This is a genomic window from Pseudomonas sp. B21-017 (assembly GCF_024749245.1).
GTDB lineage: Bacteria > Pseudomonadota > Gammaproteobacteria > Pseudomonadales > Pseudomonadaceae > Aquipseudomonas.
Window position 1 is genome coordinate 555,031 of the sequence record NZ_CP087194.1, and the last position, 16,162, is coordinate 571,192.

Annotated in this window: 14 protein-coding genes; 6 read left to right on the forward strand and 8 right to left on the reverse strand. The window is 60.6% G+C overall.

All coding sequences use genetic code 11. The annotated features are described in order from the left end of the window. Positions 1 to 61: 61 nt before the first annotated feature. Positions 62 to 1,591, reverse strand: coding sequence for an AhpA/YtjB family protein (locus tag LOY28_RS02445; protein ID WP_111453894.1), 1,530 nt, complete (start codon positions 1,589 to 1,591; stop codon positions 62 to 64). A 134-nt stretch (positions 1,592 to 1,725) separates the two neighbouring features. Between LOY28_RS02445 and serB the strand changes: the two genes are divergently transcribed. Then, the gene (gene serB / locus LOY28_RS02450; RefSeq protein WP_007939616.1) at positions 1,726 to 2,940 is read left to right on the forward strand and encodes a phosphoserine phosphatase SerB; all 1,215 of its coding nucleotides are present in this window, start codon (positions 1,726 to 1,728) and stop codon (positions 2,938 to 2,940) included. Between the two features lie 73 nt (positions 2,941 to 3,013). On the opposite strand, the gene LOY28_RS02455 is transcribed toward serB, so the two are convergent. The 4 genes from LOY28_RS02455 to LOY28_RS02470 all read right to left on the reverse strand — a co-directional run bounded on the left by LOY28_RS02455 (position 3,014) and on the right by LOY28_RS02470 (position 8,260). Continuing rightward, a complete protein-coding gene (locus LOY28_RS02455; protein WP_258613011.1) occupies positions 3,014 to 4,801 on the reverse strand; it encodes a molecular chaperone in 1,788 nt (595 codons plus the stop codon). Positions 4,802 to 4,936: 135 nt separating this feature from the next. Further along, on the reverse strand, positions 4,937 to 5,797 hold the full coding sequence (gene asd, locus LOY28_RS02460; protein WP_007939614.1) for an archaetidylserine decarboxylase: 861 nt from the start codon (positions 5,795 to 5,797) through the stop codon (positions 4,937 to 4,939). 18 nt (positions 5,798 to 5,815) lie between these two features. After that, positions 5,816 to 6,631 carry a rhodanese-like domain-containing protein gene (locus LOY28_RS02465; protein ID WP_064616008.1) on the reverse strand — a complete coding sequence of 272 codons (816 nt, stop codon included), beginning with the start codon at positions 6,629 to 6,631 and terminating at the stop codon, positions 5,816 to 5,818. A gap of 96 nt (positions 6,632 to 6,727) precedes the next feature. Continuing rightward, complete coding sequence (locus tag LOY28_RS02470) at positions 6,728 to 8,260, reverse strand: HDOD domain-containing protein (RefSeq protein ID WP_258613012.1); 1,533 nt, start codon at positions 8,258 to 8,260, stop codon at positions 6,728 to 6,730. A gap of 166 nt (positions 8,261 to 8,426) precedes the next feature. Here LOY28_RS02470 and motA point away from each other — a divergent pair, with 166 nt between their 5' ends. The 3 genes from motA (at position 8,427) to LOY28_RS02485 (ending at position 11,605) form a co-directional block, all read left to right on the forward strand. Further along, a complete protein-coding gene (gene motA, locus LOY28_RS02475) occupies positions 8,427 to 9,278 on the forward strand; it encodes a flagellar motor stator protein MotA (RefSeq protein ID WP_018928515.1) in 852 nt (283 codons plus the stop codon). A 3-nt stretch (positions 9,279 to 9,281) separates the two neighbouring features. Beyond that, positions 9,282 to 10,328 carry a flagellar motor protein MotB gene (motB, locus tag LOY28_RS02480; RefSeq protein ID WP_018928514.1) on the forward strand — a complete coding sequence of 349 codons (1,047 nt, stop codon included), beginning with the start codon at positions 9,282 to 9,284 and terminating at the stop codon, positions 10,326 to 10,328. A 110-nt stretch (positions 10,329 to 10,438) separates the two neighbouring features. After that, positions 10,439 to 11,605 (forward strand): sterol desaturase family protein, encoded by a 1,167-nt coding sequence (locus tag LOY28_RS02485; protein WP_064616010.1) that lies wholly within the window; start codon positions 10,439 to 10,441, stop codon positions 11,603 to 11,605. 41 nt (positions 11,606 to 11,646) lie between these two features. Here LOY28_RS02485 and LOY28_RS02490 read toward each other — a convergent pair whose 3' ends face one another. Beyond that, on the reverse strand, positions 11,647 to 12,132 hold the full coding sequence (locus LOY28_RS02490; protein ID WP_086944084.1) for a toll/interleukin-1 receptor domain-containing protein: 486 nt from the start codon (positions 12,130 to 12,132) through the stop codon (positions 11,647 to 11,649). A 300-nt stretch (positions 12,133 to 12,432) separates the two neighbouring features. Then, a complete protein-coding gene (gene rsgA / locus LOY28_RS02495; protein WP_018928510.1) occupies positions 12,433 to 13,464 on the reverse strand; it encodes a small ribosomal subunit biogenesis GTPase RsgA in 1,032 nt (343 codons plus the stop codon). A gap of 107 nt (positions 13,465 to 13,571) precedes the next feature. Here rsgA and orn point away from each other — a divergent pair, with 107 nt between their 5' ends. Together orn and LOY28_RS02505 are read left to right on the forward strand one after the other, a co-directional pair. Continuing rightward, positions 13,572 to 14,114 (forward strand): oligoribonuclease, encoded by a 543-nt coding sequence (gene orn / locus LOY28_RS02500; protein ID WP_018928509.1) that lies wholly within the window; start codon positions 13,572 to 13,574, stop codon positions 14,112 to 14,114. Positions 14,115 to 14,356: 242 nt separating this feature from the next. Further along, positions 14,357 to 14,968: a trimeric intracellular cation channel family protein gene (locus LOY28_RS02505; protein ID WP_086944083.1), complete on the forward strand. Its 612-nt coding sequence runs from the start codon at positions 14,357 to 14,359 to the stop codon at positions 14,966 to 14,968. A gap of 93 nt (positions 14,969 to 15,061) precedes the next feature. On the opposite strand, the gene queG is transcribed toward LOY28_RS02505, so the two are convergent. Further along, positions 15,062 to 16,126 (reverse strand): tRNA epoxyqueuosine(34) reductase QueG, encoded by a 1,065-nt coding sequence (gene queG / locus LOY28_RS02510; protein WP_258613013.1) that lies wholly within the window; start codon positions 16,124 to 16,126, stop codon positions 15,062 to 15,064. Positions 16,127 to 16,162: the final 36 nt, after the last annotated feature.

Consider the following 16,162-nt stretch of genomic DNA (forward strand, 5'->3'; position numbering starts at 1 on the left):
AAAAAGCCCGCAGACGATCACTCATCTGCGGGCTTCTCTATAGCGGGCACAAGGTTACGGGTTATGCCCGGCGTTCGTGCATCCGCGCCAGTTGCCGCTCCAGCATCGATGGATAAGGCTCCATCAGGCGTTCTACGCAGCACGCACCCTCAGGGCTTGCAATCGGGCGGATCCGCGCACGCTGGCGAATCAGCGCGTCGTCGCTGATCTTGCGCTCCACCAGCAGCAGGTTGCGGCTGTGTTGCGACAGGGCCAGCGCATCCTGAGCGGTTTCGGTCAGCAGCAGGTCGATCTGGCTCAAGCCGAACAGTTCGTCGCCCAAGGTCAGGCCCAACTGCAATTGCAGGGTGATGCCGCTGTCGGCGACTTCGATCTGCAATTGATGGCCCAGGGCGCGCAGCAACTCACCGCAGCAGATGGCGTTGGTCAGGTAGTCATCGCCGCTGTCTTCGGTATGGAACAGCATCAGCGTGCTGCCATCGTTCAGGGTGTGCAGTTCGCTCTGGTAGAGCGACGCCGCCTGATCGAGGCAATCGCGGTAGCGTTTGAGCAGCTCTTCCAGACGTGCGCGGGGCAGGCGACGGAGTTGATCCTGTGCGCCCAGTTGTACCGCCAGTACCGCGCTGTGTTGAGGCACGTTCGATACCTGCGGCTTTGCGACGGATTTCGGCGCACTGTCTGTCGAGTCGTCACGCAGGTCGGCAAACGGATCTTCGTCGTCCTCGTCGTCTTCGACCGTGCTGACAATGCGCCGCGGCGCAGGCTTGAGACCTGCCACCGGTCGGGTTTCATCGAAGCTCGGATCACGCAAGTTGCGAACTTCGAAGGCCGGATCGGCCTCTTCGTCGTCATCGCTGTCGTCGAACTCGGGCTCTGGAACGGGCTCGGGTTCGGCCGGCTCCGGCGCGAAATTGGCGTGCAGCTGACGAGCCAGATCGCCGACTTCATCCTGACGCTCGGTGGCCGGTGTGTATTCGTCGATATTGCGCAGCCACACCCTCAGCTGCAGCAACGGCGTGGAGATATTGCGGCCCAGGCGCAGGCTCAAGGCCAGGGACAGCGCCAGCAGAATCGCGCTCAGAATGCCCATGCTTTGCAGGCTGATGGTCATCGGCTGCTGAAACTGATCCATGTCCAGACTGATGCGCAGTTGCCCGGCGGTCACGTCCTGGAAGGTGATCTTGCTCTGGTACATGCCTTCGGCTTCGCCCAGCAGGCCGTGCTTGGGACGCTGACCGGCTTCGGCGAGGATGCGGTTATCCACGCTGTAGATGGCAGCGTGGGCCACCAGCTTGTTCTTGGTCAGGTTGTTGAGCAGCACATTCAGGCTGAGGATGTCGTTGGACACCAACAGCTCCGTGGCCGACGTAGCCGTCTGGGTAGTCAGGCTTTCGCCCAGGGCATCCGCCTGCTCGTGCATGGCCTGCTTGAACTGCAAACCCATCACGCAGGCATAGATCACCAGGGCCAGAGCGACCAGGATCACGTTATGGCTGGCAATGCGTAATGCGATCGGTACACGGCGATGACGCAGTGCCCGGAAGATCAGCAGAAAGAAGTTATCGGTTTTTACTGGCGTGGGCCGGTTCACTTGAGCTCGGCTCTTTGTCCGTGAAGTTGACGCGCAGTATAGCGACAGGCCCTAGGCCGTCAAAGCGCTCGCGGTGCCCGATGGTCACTGAAAATGGGTAGAATGCGGTTTTTTTCCACCTGCGGGGGTGCGCCTTGCGCGAAATCGTCCTGATAAACATCACGGGAGTCGACCGTCCGGGTCTGACTGCGGCCATAACCGGCGTTCTGGCCCAGGGTGGTGTGAACATTCTCGACATCGGTCAGGCGGTGATCCACGACACCCTGTCGTTCGGCATCCTGGTTGAAATTCCTGACACCGAGCAAGGCAACTCGGTGCTCAAAGACATCCTGTTCAAAGGCTATGAGCTTGAGCAACAAGTGCGTTTCACGCCGGTGTCCGAAGAGGATTACCAGCAGTGGGTCGGCAACCAGGGCAAGAAACGCCACATCGTCACCCTGTTGACCCGCAAAGTGACCGCCGAGCAGTTGCAGCGTGTGAGTTCGATCACCGCCAAATACGGTCTGAACATCGACCATATCGACCGTCTGTCCGGGCGCATGCCGCTGGACACCCCGGCCGACAAGGGCAAGGGTTGCATCGAGTTTTCCGTGCGTGGCGAAGCGGCTGACCCGCAAGCGCTGCGGGCTGAATTCCTCAGCGTTGCGCAAGAGCTGAACGTCGACATCGCCTTCCAGGAAGATTCGCTGTTCCGCCGTAACCGTCGTCTGGCGGTGTTCGACATGGACTCGACGCTGATTGAAGCCGAGGTCATCGACGAACTGGCCAAGGCCGCCGGCGTTGGCGACCAGGTGTCCGCGATTACTGAGCGGGCGATGGCCGGCGAGCTGGACTTCCGCGCCAGCTTCAAGGAGCGCCTGGCCTTGCTGCAAGGGCTGGACGTCAGCGTGCTGGACTCCATCGGCGCTTCCCTGCGCCTGACCGAGGGCGCCGAAACCCTGTTCGCGGAACTCAAGCGGCTGGGCTACAAGACCGCGATTCTGTCGGGCGGCTTCACCTACTTCGCCAAGCAACTGCAGGCCAAGCTGGGCATCGACTATGTGTTCGCCAACGAACTGGAAGTGGTCGACGGCAAGGTCACCGGCGTGGCGGTCGAGCCGATTGTCGATGCGCAACGCAAGGCGGATTTGCTGCGTGAGCTGGCGCATAAAGAAGGTTTGCGTCTGGAGCAGACGATTGCCGTCGGTGACGGTGCCAACGACCTGCCGATGCTGGCAATTGCCGGGCTGGGCGTAGCGTTCCGCGCCAAACCATTGGTCAAACAATCGGCGAAGCAGGCGATTTCCACCCTTGGGCTGGATGGCGTGCTGTATCTGCTGGGCTTCCGGGATCGCGACGGGCAGCTCTGAGTTTTCGACCGTCCGGGCGCCCCCATCGCGATCTTGCTCGCGATGGGGGCGCCTCGGTCTCTGGGCCCCGCCGCTATAGCGACTTCCACAACGAATCAAACTCTTGCGCTACCCCGATCACGCCGCCTTCCGCGGCGTTTTCGTTTCTGGCTACCTCCAGGGAGCGGTAGGCAAACTGATTGAAGCTGTTGGTGCTCGTCATCCGTCGCTCCAGCTCGGCCGGGCGTTCCTGGCCATTGGTGTTGATCAGCACCTTATTCCCTTCCTGGAACGGCAGGCGCGGGGTGAGCAGGGTGGCCGGCAGGTCGATGGCGCTGATGGCGGGCAGTAACAGCCCGCGCAAGTACTGGCTGTGTTCGTCGTCGGAGCGAATCAGTTGCAGGCCGCAGGGCTCGGCGTAAGGCGCAACCTGCTCGATACCCATCTGCGTGCCACCGCCCCGTACCTGGCGGATCCAGCGCACCACGGCAACGCTCCAGCCTTGACCGGCCGTATCCTCGATACCGACCATTTCGCCAGCCTGCAGTTCGGCAGGCACTGCGCCGGGCCAGGCCAGGCAATAACCGCCAGGGCTGTGATTGATCACCGGTAGCGCGTAGGTCGGGAAATGCTGTTGGCCGGACGCCTCGTGGTTGTCATGTTTCTGAAGGTGTGGATATTCGATCTCTTCGTAGGGCAGCAGCGTGTCTGCCGTGCCATGGGGGGCGGCGTCGAAGGCCTGTTTCCATTGGTCCTTGGCGCGTCCTGTCGGCTCGGTTGCCGAGAACTGCGCGGGACGGGCGCCGGGTTTTTTCAGGATGTCGTTGAACGGGCGTTTGCCACCGAGATAAAAGTGCAGGGCGCTCATGCCCACGCACAGGGTCAACGTGCCGTGGCCGACGGTGCGCTGGAAGCCGCGCTCGGAGGCCTGCCCCCAGGCGGCATGCAGGTGTTGCAGCGTATCCAGATTGAGGCCCATCGGAACCGGCAGCGGCGATGCCTTGTCGGCCGATTGTTGCAGATGGGTTTCGATGGCGGCGACCAGGGGCTGCGGGTCGATCCCCAACAAGCGCTCCTGTTGTTCGGCCGGGAACTTGGTGCGATAACGCGGGCCGCTGTCGAGGTCCGAGGCGACGGCAAACAGCCCGCTGTCCGGTTTGGCTGGTTGCAGTTTGATCCATTGGCTCCAGGGTTCCAGCACCTCGGCGAGCCGGGCGATCTGGTTCTGGCGCAGTTGATTGCAGCGTGAAGCGCCCAGCAGGAGGGCGACGACGTAGGTCTGCTCGATACTCAGGCTTTGCGTCTGGCTGGCCAGTTCATCGCGCACGCTCTGATGTTGCAGCTGATGTTCGCAGCCGATCCGGTACAGCTGATGCAGTTCCAGCCACAGCCCTTCGGGCGCCGGGCAATAGAGCTCAGTTGCGCGGATCAACGTACCGTTCAAGCAATGGACGGCACGTTGCAATGACTGGGTCAGCAGAGGCGCACGGTCTTTACTGAAGCGCGGTGCGATGCGGACGACGATCTGCTTGTAGCCGATCGCCAAGTGGCTCTGCAGCGCCTGGCAAAGGTTGGCGATTTTGCGCGAACGCTCGTCGAGCACAATGGCCTGATGCAGGAAATGCCGCTCCAGGTGCTTGCAGACGTAATACACCTCGGGCCGCAGCAATTCGAGCAATTGCAGGCGATTGTCGCTGGGTGTGAGCAACTGGTTGAGTTCGCTCAGGCCTTGATACAACTGGCGAGCGGTTTCACCGATGTTGGCTTTGGGCAGGTTGGCGATCCAGCGCTTGAGGTCGCGTGGCGTGGCTTCGCAGAAAGACAGGCGCGACTGCGTCGGGATCGGTGCGCGTAGCAGCAGGGCAGGATTGGTCTCATTCATGCCGTGGACAAACTCCGACCGTGAAATGGGCAACGAATGACTTTGACTGTAGCAGCTATGAACGCTGGAGGAGGGGGCGCAGCGGGAGGAAATGTCCGATCCCACGAAAGGCGTTCGTGGGATCGGATCGAGGGATCAGGCGGTTGGCAGGCCGATGCCCTGGCCCATCTGCACTGGCGAAAGGGCGCCCAGCCCTTCAGCCCATTTCACTTGATCCGGCCCGAACAGCACGACCGCCGTAGAACCGAGCTTGAAACGACCCAGTTCCGCACCTTTTTCCAAGTGAATCGGCGCACGGGCCGCTTCGTCGTAGCGGAAGGTTTTCAGCTCGCGTTTTGGCGGTGTGACCAAGCCAGCCCAAACGGTTTCGATCGACGCCACAATCATCGCGCCCACCAGTACCACGGCCATCGGGCCGCGTTCAGTGTCGAAAATGCACGCTACACGCTCGTTGCGGGCGAACAGTTCCGGAACGTTTTCAGCGGTGGTCTGGTTGACCGAGAAGATGCGGCCGGGGATGTAGACCATCTCGCGCAGGGTGCCGGCCAGCGGCATGTGCACACGGTGATAGTCTTTCGGCGACAGGTAAATGGTGGCGAAATCGCCGCCCATGAAGGGCGCTGCGTTGGCCGCGTCGCCACCCAGCAGTTCCAGCACGCTGAAGCTGTGGCCCTTGGCCTGGAAAACGCGACCGTGTTCGATCGGGCCGAGCTGGCTGACGGCACCGTCGGCCGGGCTGAGGATCGCGCCCGGGGTTTGATCCAGCGGGCGAGCGCCGTCTTTCAAGGCGCGGGTGAAGAACGCATTGAAGTGCTCGTAAGCGGTCAGGTCTTCGACCAGCGCCTGGGACATGTCCACTTGATAACGCTTGGCGAACCAGGCAGTAAAGGCATTCTTGAACCAGCGCACGCGGCATTCGGCAATGCAGCCGGCCAGTCGCGAGAGCAAGTGATGGGGCAGCAGGTATTGGCTGAGGATAAACAAACGCTTATTCATTAACTGTCCTTGAAAAACTTAAATCTCTACGGGCGTGTCAGGGTGGTTGCCCCATTCGCCCCAGGAGCCGGCGTAGCCTTTGACCCGCGGATAACCGAGCGCCTTGGCCACCAGATAGGTGAAGCCAGAACGATGGTGTGTCTGGCAGTGGGTAATGACTTCTTTGTCTTTGGTAATGCCGAGTTGTTCCAGGATTTTCGGCATGTCGGTGCGGATACGCAGGTTGCGCGCCTGATCCATGCCAGCGGTCCACTCGAAATTGACCGCGCCGGGAATGTGCCCGCCCTTGGCCGCCAGCACTTTCTCGCCGGAGTATTCCAGCGGGCCGCGTGCGTCCCAGATCGCCAGGTCAGCGGCGCCGAGGCGGCTTTGCAGGTATTCGCGGGTGGCGACAGGTTCGTCGTGCAGGGTCAGGGCGACCGGGCCGCCGACTGCCGGCGGGATCTGGATCGACATGGGCAAGCCTTCCGCCAGCCAGGCCGGCAGGCCGCCGTCGACATAGTGATATTTGCTGTGGCCGATGACATCCAGCAGCCAGATAAAGCGCCCGGCCCAACCGCCGCCTTCGTCGTCATAGACGACATAGACTGCATCGGGGTTGTGCCCCAGTTCGCCGAACAATGCTTCAAGCGCGGCGTGGGTCGGCAACAGGCCCGGCGCAGGCGCCTGACCCAGTTGAGTGCGTTTTGGATCGACAAAGCGTGCACCGGGGATATGCCCTTCGGCATAGCGGGCGCTGCTGGTCAGGTCCACCAGAATCAGTTCGCGGGAGTCGAGACGCGAGAGCAGGTCGCTCGGTTCGATCACCAGCGCCAAGCCAGAGAAGTCAGACATGTGAGGTCTCCAGAGCACAAAGGGGAGGATTGTAGCGCAGCGTCATGAGGGCCTGTTATCAGTTATTTTGGGGCAGGAAATAACTGATAACAGGCCCTAGCGGTGGCTAAAGCTGTGCAGGGCCTTTTCGATGCATTGAGCGGTTTTGCCGAACGCTTGCACGGTGATTTCCGAGAACGGTCCGCCGCCCTGATCCGCTACCACGATCATGATCACCCGGCCGTTGTTGACCAGTGAGCGCAGCAGCAGGTGTTCGCCGCTGAACTGTGAGCGCAGGCTGGCTGGCAGCAGGGCCGAGAATTGTGCGTTGTTAGCCGGCGTCAGGCGCACCTGGGCCTGTTGCGCGAGCAGGCGTTGCAGCACGGTGCTCTGACTGACCACCAGGTTCAGGCCGGCCACTTCCTTGGGCAGCCCGGCGGTCTGGTGCACACGCAAATTGGCGTGCGTGCGATCGGCCATCAGAATCATCACCCGGCGCATGCCACACGCCACCAGGGCGTCCCGGGCCGATGTGGTCAAGTGCATGGCATTGGTAAAGCGGCTCGGCTCCACCAGCAATTCGGCGCATTGCTTGCGCCACTTCGCCAGGTCTTCGGTGGTCGGTGCCGGTGCGGGCAACAAACCGGCATGCACGCGGTGCGCACCCGGTGGCCAGATCAGCGATTCGGCCGGGTGCCAGAGGTCCGGCATGGCGTGTTGACGAGCGCTGTTGGCGGCCTGCTGGTGCAATTGTTGTTGCACCTCATCCATCGGCATTTGCAGGTAAAGACTGGTCAGGTACTGCCAGCGCTCGCAGTGGGGGCTGTCCCAGGCCTGTTGTGCCGCCAACGCCAGACCGTTGGCCAGCAGCACGGTATTGGCAGGCTGATTGAGCCAGCGGCGTAACGTCGGGTCGTCATCCAGGCGGTTCTGTTGGCGCAATGGGTGGTCGCTGTCGCGCGCGATGCGCAGAACTTTCACCAGCTCACGTTGTTCGCTGCGCAGCAGCCGATAACCTTGCTGTACCCAGATCGGCAGGCGCCAGACGTCCACCAGTGCCAGACAGATGTCCAGCAGGCGCACGCCGAACAATTGCTTTTCGACTTTGCGTGCCGACTCGCCTTTATGGATGACCCGCAACTCCCACTCTTCAAGCAACTGCGGATGGGTCAGCGCCATGGGCCAGAGTGGCGAAAGAAACAGCAGGCTGCCCCAGTGGATGTCCTGCCACAGTCGCGCCAGGCGACTGGCGAAAAAGCCGTTGGCCTGTTGAGTGGCGTGCTGGCTGATCAGTTGAAGCTGGCGCAGGGCGACGGGGATTTGCAATTGGGGTTCGGCGGGCAGGCGGTCGAGCAGTTCTTCGGTGCGTTTCAAACCGAGGCGATTGATCGCCACCTCAAGGTTTTCAGCAGGCTCGGTCATGCTGCCATGGGTGTGACGGTTGGCTTCGCGAATCACGCTCAAGGCCAGGGCCGGGCTTTCCTGCATCAGGTCGGCGATGTCGCGCAGCGAGCTGCGGTTATCGCGGATCGCTTTGCAGACCCGGTCGTGGCTGGCTTGCGGAACCGGCAGGCGTACGCCATCGAGAAGCTTGACCCAGCCTTCAAGCGTGGTTGGTTTGGGCGTTGGGACGTTCGTTTCGTTAGCCATGTCTGGACGCGATCATCGTCTGCTTTACCTATGCCCTGAACGGGTCAAATTAGCTTTTCGCCTTAACTGGCTATAGTCTGGCGCAGTTTTGCCGATAAGTAGAAGAAGAGATTTTTTAACTTCCGAATATGACCTTGAACCCGACTCAGTAAGTGCTCTCCTACCTATGGCTAAAATTATCGGCATCATCGTCGTATTCGCGAGCGTGCTCGGCGGATACGTGCTTTCCCACGGCAAGATTGCCGCTCTCATCCAGCCTTTCGAGGTGATGATTATCGGTGGCGCGGCCCTTGGCGCCTTCCTGCAGGCCAACCCCGGCCACATGACAATGCACGTGCTCAAGAAGTCCTTGGGCATGTTCAGTTCGCGTTTCAACCACACCTTCTACCTGGAAGTGCTGGGGCTGATTTACGAGATCCTCAACAAGAGCCGTCGCGAAGGCATGATGGCGATCGAAGGCGACATCGAAGATGCCGCCGCGAGCCCGATCTTCGCCAAGTACCCGGCGGTGCTCAAAGACGAACGCATGACCGCGTTCATCTGCGATTACCTGCGCATCATGTCCTCCGGCAACATGGCTCCCCATGAGCTGGAAGGCCTGTTCGACATGGAACTCTACAGCCTCAAGGAAGACCTCGAGCACCCGTCCCACGCGGTGAACGGCATTGCCGACGCCATGCCCGGTTTCGGTATCGTCGCGGCGGTATTGGGGATCGTGGTGACCATGGCATCCCTGGGCGAAGGCGACCAGAAGTCCATCGGTCTGCACGTGGGTGCGGCACTGGTCGGTACCTTCTTCGGTATTCTCGCGGCCTACGGTTTCTTTGGCCCGCTGGCCCACTCCCTGGCTCACGATGCCAAGGAAGAACTGAACACCTACGAAGCCATCAAGGCTTCGCTGGTGGCTTCGGCTTCCGGGATGCCGCCGTCGCTGGCGGTGGAGTTCGGTCGCAAGGTTCTGTACCCGGCGCACCGTCCTAGCTTCGCTGAGCTGGAACAAGCGGTTCGCGGTCGTTAAGTCATGGAAAATAACCAGCCGATAATCATCAAGCGCGTCAAGCGCATCGCCGGAGGGCATCACGGGGGCGCCTGGAAAATCGCCTTCGCGGACTTCGCGACGGCGATGATGGCGTTCTTCCTGGTGTTGTGGCTGCTGTCCACCGCGACGCCTGAACAGAAGATCGCCATCGCCGGTTACTTCAAGGACCCGGTCGGGTTTTCCGAAAGCGGTACGCCGTACATCATCGACCTGGGCGGCACGCCGACCCTGGCGCCGGAGAACACCCTCAACCCGGAGGTGAAATCTCAGCCGCAGCCAGACAAGGTGACCATCGACGCCGAGCAGGTTGAAGGCATGGCCGAGCAAGTCGAGAAGGAACGCCTGGAGTTGTTACTGCAAGAGTTGCAGAACAAGGTCAATGAAAACCCGCAATTGCAGAAATTCAAGGACCAGATCCTCTTCGAGATCACCCAGGACGGTTTGCGCATCCAGATCATGGACGCCGAAAACCGCCCGATGTTCGACTCCGGCAGTGCGCGCCTGAAGCCGTACTTCGAAGACATTCTGCTGGCCATGGCCGACACCATCAAAGCGGTGCCGAACAAAATCAGCATCAGCGGCCACACCGATGCCAAGCCGTACTCGGGAACTGGCGATTTCGGCAACTGGGAACTCTCGGCCAACCGCGCCAACGCGGCTCGTCGTGCATTGGTCGCCGGCAGTTATCCGGACGCCCAGGTCGCGCGAGTCGTCGGTTATGCCTCGTCGGCGCTGTTCGACAGGGAGAACCCGTTCAATCCGGTCAACCGCCGGATCGACATCGTGGTGCTGACCAAGAAAGCCCAGCGCGCCATCGAAGGTGAACAAGGTGCCGAACCGGCGCCAGCGCCGACGCAAGGGCAGGGTGGCCCGGGCGAAGTGCATGCGCCGCCAGCCGATCCGAACGCATTGCCGGCGGATAAGGAACCGCTGCCGGCACACGAACTTCGTGAGCGTTTGAATCTGTTTGATAATCCGGCGCCGAAGCCGGGCGAACCGCCCAAACCCGCTGTACCGCCCAAGCAATAACCTGCAGAAAAGCCACCATGAGTGGCTTTTCTGTTTCTGGCTGCGTCACTGCAGCGTCGCACTGACTCGACTCACTGCAAGTTTGTTTTCGGAATCATGGAAGATCAGTAATGGAAAGACTCAAGTCCTATTTTCAGCAGCATGGCAATGCACCCTTCAAGTTTGGTGAAGGGCGGGTCAGTGGCTACATCTCAGCCACGCTCGGGCTATTGAGCCTGCTGGCGGTATTGTGCTTTCTCTTTCCCGAATGGCTGACCACCGCCGAACTGCGCAAGGTGTACGACGAACAGTTTGCGCGCACCACGCTATTGCTTGGGCTGGTACTGTCTTTCAGCCTGGGCACCCTGAATATCCTGCTCAACAAGCGAAAGCGCTTGGGGATTACCGGACTTGTCGCCTCGGGGCTGGCAGTGTTTCTCGGCGGCACCAATGTGCAGATCAGCTCGATTGGGCAGACACCGTACTCGCTGGGGCTGGACTGGTTCGTCCTGGCTCTGCTGGTGTCGGCCATCGTCTTTATCCCCCTGGAAAAACTCTATTCCAAGGACCCTGAGCAAAACATTCTGCGTCCGCACTGGCGAACTGACCTGACCTACTTTTTTGTCAGTCATATGCTGGTGCAGTTCATCCTGATTTTCATCACTGCCTCGTCGAGCTTTATGGCTGGCTGGGCCGTGTCGGCGGATTTGCAGGCCAGCGTACAAAGCCTGCCGATCGTTGTGCAGTTCTTGCTGGCGGTACTGGTGGCTGACCTCGGTCAGTACTGGCTGCATCGGCTGTATCACGTCGTGCCGTGGTTATGGCGCATGCATGCCGTACATCACTCAAGCACGCACATGGATTGGCTCGCCGGTTCGCGTGTCCACTTCATCGAGATTCTGCTCACCCGTACCGGCGTGCTGGTGCCTTTGATGCTGCTGGGTTTTGCGCCCCAGGCGTTGAACGCCTACGTGATTCTGGTCGGGGTGCAGGCAGTGCTGGCCCACGCCAATGTACGGATCAACGGCGGCTGGCTGAATTATGTGCTGGTCCTGCCGCGCTATCACCATTGGCATCATGCCCGGCACAAGGATTACATCTACAAGAACTATGCGATCCATACGCCGCTGGTGGATATGCTGTTTGGCACCTTCAAGTTGCCACCCAAGGAGTGGCCGACGCGCTACGGGGTTTTTGGCAAGGACTTGCCGGGCGGTATCCTGCGCCAGCACTTGTACCCGTTTCAGAAGCCTGGGCTGAAAAGCGTCGAACCGAAACCGCCGGCAGCGGTTTCCTGAGGCCAAAAAAAGCCGCGATGAACGCGGCTTTTTTGCACCTCTCAGAAACCCCGTCGGATGCGACTCTTGAGCTGGTCGTGGAACAGTTCCGCATTGCGTCTGTAGCTGCCGCAAAGGGATTCGCTGATTGAATCCAGTGTCATTGAACGCTTGGTCGCCACTTCTTCACGGTAGGCCTCAATGAAAAAATCCAGGTCCTTGTCAGTGCTGAGCTTCGGCCATTTATCGAAGTACAGCGGCAGTTCCGCCGGTTCGGTCTGGAATGAGCAAATCCGCCGGTTGCTGATTGTCGCTTCGCCGATTTCGAACGGTACCCACCATGGCGGCACGGTCTTGCCCGAGACAACGGCTATCAGATGCGTGCTCGCGCTGATGTAGCGGGTGATGACCCCGGTGATGTCGTCAGTGGTCTGGGATTCCGGATCCAGCACGTCGAAGTAGGTCTTGATGTTGGCCTGTATCAGACGGCTGCTGATGGCGATCGCGTAGGGGCGATCCGCGTGACGATAGCTGATGAATACAGGCATCAGAAGTGTCCCTTGAGGGCGAGTTCGCGGTAATGGGCGCCTGAACGGTTCCACGAGTGAACGATGAACAAGTGATAGGTTGGCATGGCTGTCCCTCAGTATCGCTAATATGCGAAGAGGGCTTGAATGTATGCAGTTGAAGGGCTGGAACAAGGCCTTTACGGTTAAAGAGAAGTACCCTTCAAACAGGCGTGCGGATGCCCTACAGAAATATCTGATGTTTAAGTCGATGGGTGGTTTTTGTAGGCTGCTGCGAGCAGCCAGCCGTCCCATTGATGTCGGGGCGGCTGGCGCGTCTGTTTAATAGCTGTTTTCAGGCAAGCTGGCGATGATCGACCGGTAGCTGTTCATCCGTTGCTGCTGCACGCGGCCATCTTCCAGGGCCTTGAGCAGGGCGCAGCCCGGTTCGCGGTCGTGTTTGCAGTCGCGGAAGCGGCAGGTGCCGAGCAGGTCGTTGAACTCGATGAAGCCGGCTTCGACGTCGGCACGGCTGACGTGACCCAGGCCGAACTCGCGGATACCCGGAGAGTCGATCAGCTCACCGCCACCGGGGAAGTGGAACAACCGCGCGGTGGTGGTGGTGTGGGTGCCCTGGCCCGACAGCTCGGACAGCGGGCCGACGCGGGTTTCGACTTCCGGCAACAGGCTGTTGACCAAAGATGATTTACCGACACCGGACTGGCCGACGAACACACTGATGTGCCCGTCCAACAGTTTTTGAAGTTGTTCCATGCCGTTGCCGTGGTGCGCCGACACTTCCAGCACCGGGTAGCCCAGCGTGCGGTAAACCGCCAGCAAGGCATTCAGCGCCGGGGCGTTCTGCTCGTCGATCAGGTCGAATTTGTTCAGCAGCAACAACGGACGGATACCCGCATGTTCCGCGGCAACCAGGTAGCGGTCGATCAGGTTGGCATGAGGCTCTGGCAGCGGTGCGAAGACGATGACGATCATGTCGACGTTGGCCGCCACCGGCTTGAGCTGTCCACGACTGTCCGGGCGGCAGAGCTCGGTTTTGCGCGGCAGTTGCGCCACGATCACGCCGATGCCCTGGTTGCCGGCACGCCATACGACCTGATCGCCGGTCACCAGCGCCGGCAGGTTGGCGCGCAAGTGGCAGCGGAATACCTGGCCGGCCAGCTCGCCATCGAGGGCTTCGACTTCAACCTGTACACCGAAGTGCGCGATCACCAGGCCCGTCTGTTCCGGACCCAGGTCGCCACCCTCAAGTGCCTCGACAGCCGAGGACTCGCGTTTGGCGGCGCGGGCAGCGCGCTCGCCCTGAATCTTTTCGATGCGCCAGTTTTGACGACGATTGAGTTGGCGTTTGGCCATGGGTGTTCCGTATCGAGAATGCAGCGATTAGGTAAAACGGTCGCGAGTTTAGCACGCCCGGCCGCCTCCCTAGGCTAAACTGCGAACCTACGCCGAGGAGCCGACATATGCAGAACCCGCAGAACCTGATCTGGATCGACCTGGAAATGACCGGGCTGAACCCTGATACCGACGTCATCATCGAGATGGCCACCATCGTCACCGACAGTAATTTGAACACCTTGGCTGAAGGTCCGGTGATCGCCATTCATCACAGCGACGAGATCCTCGCCGGTATGGACGAGTGGAATACCCGTCAACACGGCGGCTCCGGACTGACCCAACGGGTTCGCGACAGCCGCATCAGCATGGCCGAAGCGGAAGCCCAGACCATCGCCTTCCTGGAGAAATGGGTGCCGAAGGGCAAGTCGCCGATCTGTGGCAACAGCATCTGCCAGGACCGTCGCTTCCTTTATACCCACATGAAGTCGCTGGAAAGCTATTTCCACTACCGCAACCTCGACGTGTCGACCCTCAAGGAGTTGGCCGCGCGTTGGGCACCGGATGTGCGCGACAGCTTCAAAAAGGGCAGCACCCACTTGGCCCTGGACGACATCCGCGAATCGATCGCCGAGCTGCAGCACTACCGCAAGAATTTCATCAAGTTCTGATTGGGCATAGGGAGGTTTTTGTGGCGAGGGAGCTTGTCGGAACGCCGCACCGCCCCGTTCGGCTGCGTAGCAGTCGCAAACCGGTCGGCGCGGTACGCCTGGAAGAACAGGGTGTCTGGTTTTGGGGCCGCTACGCGACCCAACGGGGGCAAGCCCCCTCGCCACAGGTGTGAATGCTTCGCCCTCTTTTGGTGCTTCGGTGAAGTGAGTAGACTGCGCGCCTTCTCGTAAGGACCGCCACCATGTTGCTGATGCTCTACCTGATCGCCATTACTGCCGAAGCCATGACTGGCGCCCTGTCTGCGGGCCGTCGCGGCATGGACTGGTTTGGCGTGGTACTGATTGCATGCGTCACGGCGTTGGGCGGCGGTTCGGTGCGCGACGTGTTGCTTGGCCATTACCCGCTGACCTGGGTCAAACACCCGGAATACCTGGTGCTGACGTCGATCGCTGCGATGTTCACCGTCTTCGCTGCGCGCTGGATGCGCCATCTGCGCTCGCTGTTTCTGGTGCTCGACGCCGCGGGCCTGGTCGCTTTCACCCTGATCGGCTGCATGACCGCCCTGGAAATGGGCCACGGCATGCTGGTGGCCTCGGTCAGCGGCGTGATCACCGGGGTATTCGGTGGCATTCTGCGGGACATCTTCTGCAACGACATCCCGCTGATTTTCCGCCGCGAACTCTACGCCAGCGTCTCGTTTGCTGCGGCGTGGTGCTATTTATTCTGTATCTATCTGCAATTGCCGGGTGAACAGGCGATCCTGATCACGCTATTCGGCGGCTTCCTGCTGCGCTTGCTGGCGATCCGTTTCCACTGGGAAATGCCCAAGTTCGTTTATAACGACGAAGCCTGATTTACACGCAGTCCCTGTAGCAGCTGCCGAAGGCTGCGTTCGAGGCCGAAGGGCTCGCTTCGCAGTCGCGCCGAACGCAGTCTTCGGCAGCTACTACATAAACCCGTGTTGTTTTAGCGCCCATTCGACATGCTCGCGCACCAGTTCCGACGGATAGTCCCGCCGTGCCTTCAACGCTTCCAGCACCGGAATGCTCGACGGCGCATTGCCCAGGCCGACCGCCAGATTGCGCAACCAACGCTCGTAACCGGCCCGACGCAACGGTGAACCTTCGGTGCTGCTGAGGAATTTTTCTTCGTCCCACATGAACAGTTCGGCCAGTTCGGCGTTGTCCAGGTTGTGCCGGGGTTTGAAGTCGCTTTCCCCGGAAGGCCGGGCGAAGCGGTTCCATGGGCAGACAATCTGGCAGTCATCGCAACCGAACACCCGATTGCCGATCAGCGGTCGTAAATCTTCAGGAATCGCGCTTTTCAGTTCGATGGTCAGGTACGAAATGCAGCGACGGGCGTCCAGCACATAGGGGCCGACGAAGGCATTGGTCGGGCAAATGTCCAGGCAGGCCGTGCAGCGACCGCAGTGCTCGGTGGCGTGGGGTGGGTCCACCGGCAGCGGCAGGTCGACGAACAGTTCGCTGAGGAAGAAGTAACTGCCGGCCTTGCGATTCAAGACCAGCGTGTTTTTGCCGATCCAGCCCAGGCCAGCCTGTTCGGCGATGGCCTTTTCCAGCACCGGGGCGCTGTCGACGAAGGCGCGGTAGCCGAACGGGCCGATCACTGCCTGGATTTTTTCCGCCAGTTGTTGCACGCGTTTACGAATTAATTTGTGGTAATCGCGGCCCAAGGCATAACGCGAGACGTAGGCTTTTTCCGGTTGGGCCAGCCGTTGCGCCATGTGCGTGTCGCCCGGCAGGTAGTCCATGCGCAGGGAAACCACGCGCAGGGTGCCCGGCACCAGTTCTTCCGGGTGCGAGCGTTTGCTGCCATGGGCGCCCATGTAATCCATTTCGCCGTGATAGCCAGCGGCGAGCCAGCGCTCCAGGTGCTGCTCATGCTCGGCCAGATCGAGGCCGCTGATGCCGACTTGCTGAAAGCCCAGCTCGCGGCCCCAGTCCTTGATGGATTGGGCGAGGGCGGGCAGGTCTGTGGTAATAGCGGGCATGAGGCGAGAGAAACCGGAGCTGAGATGCGTATAATT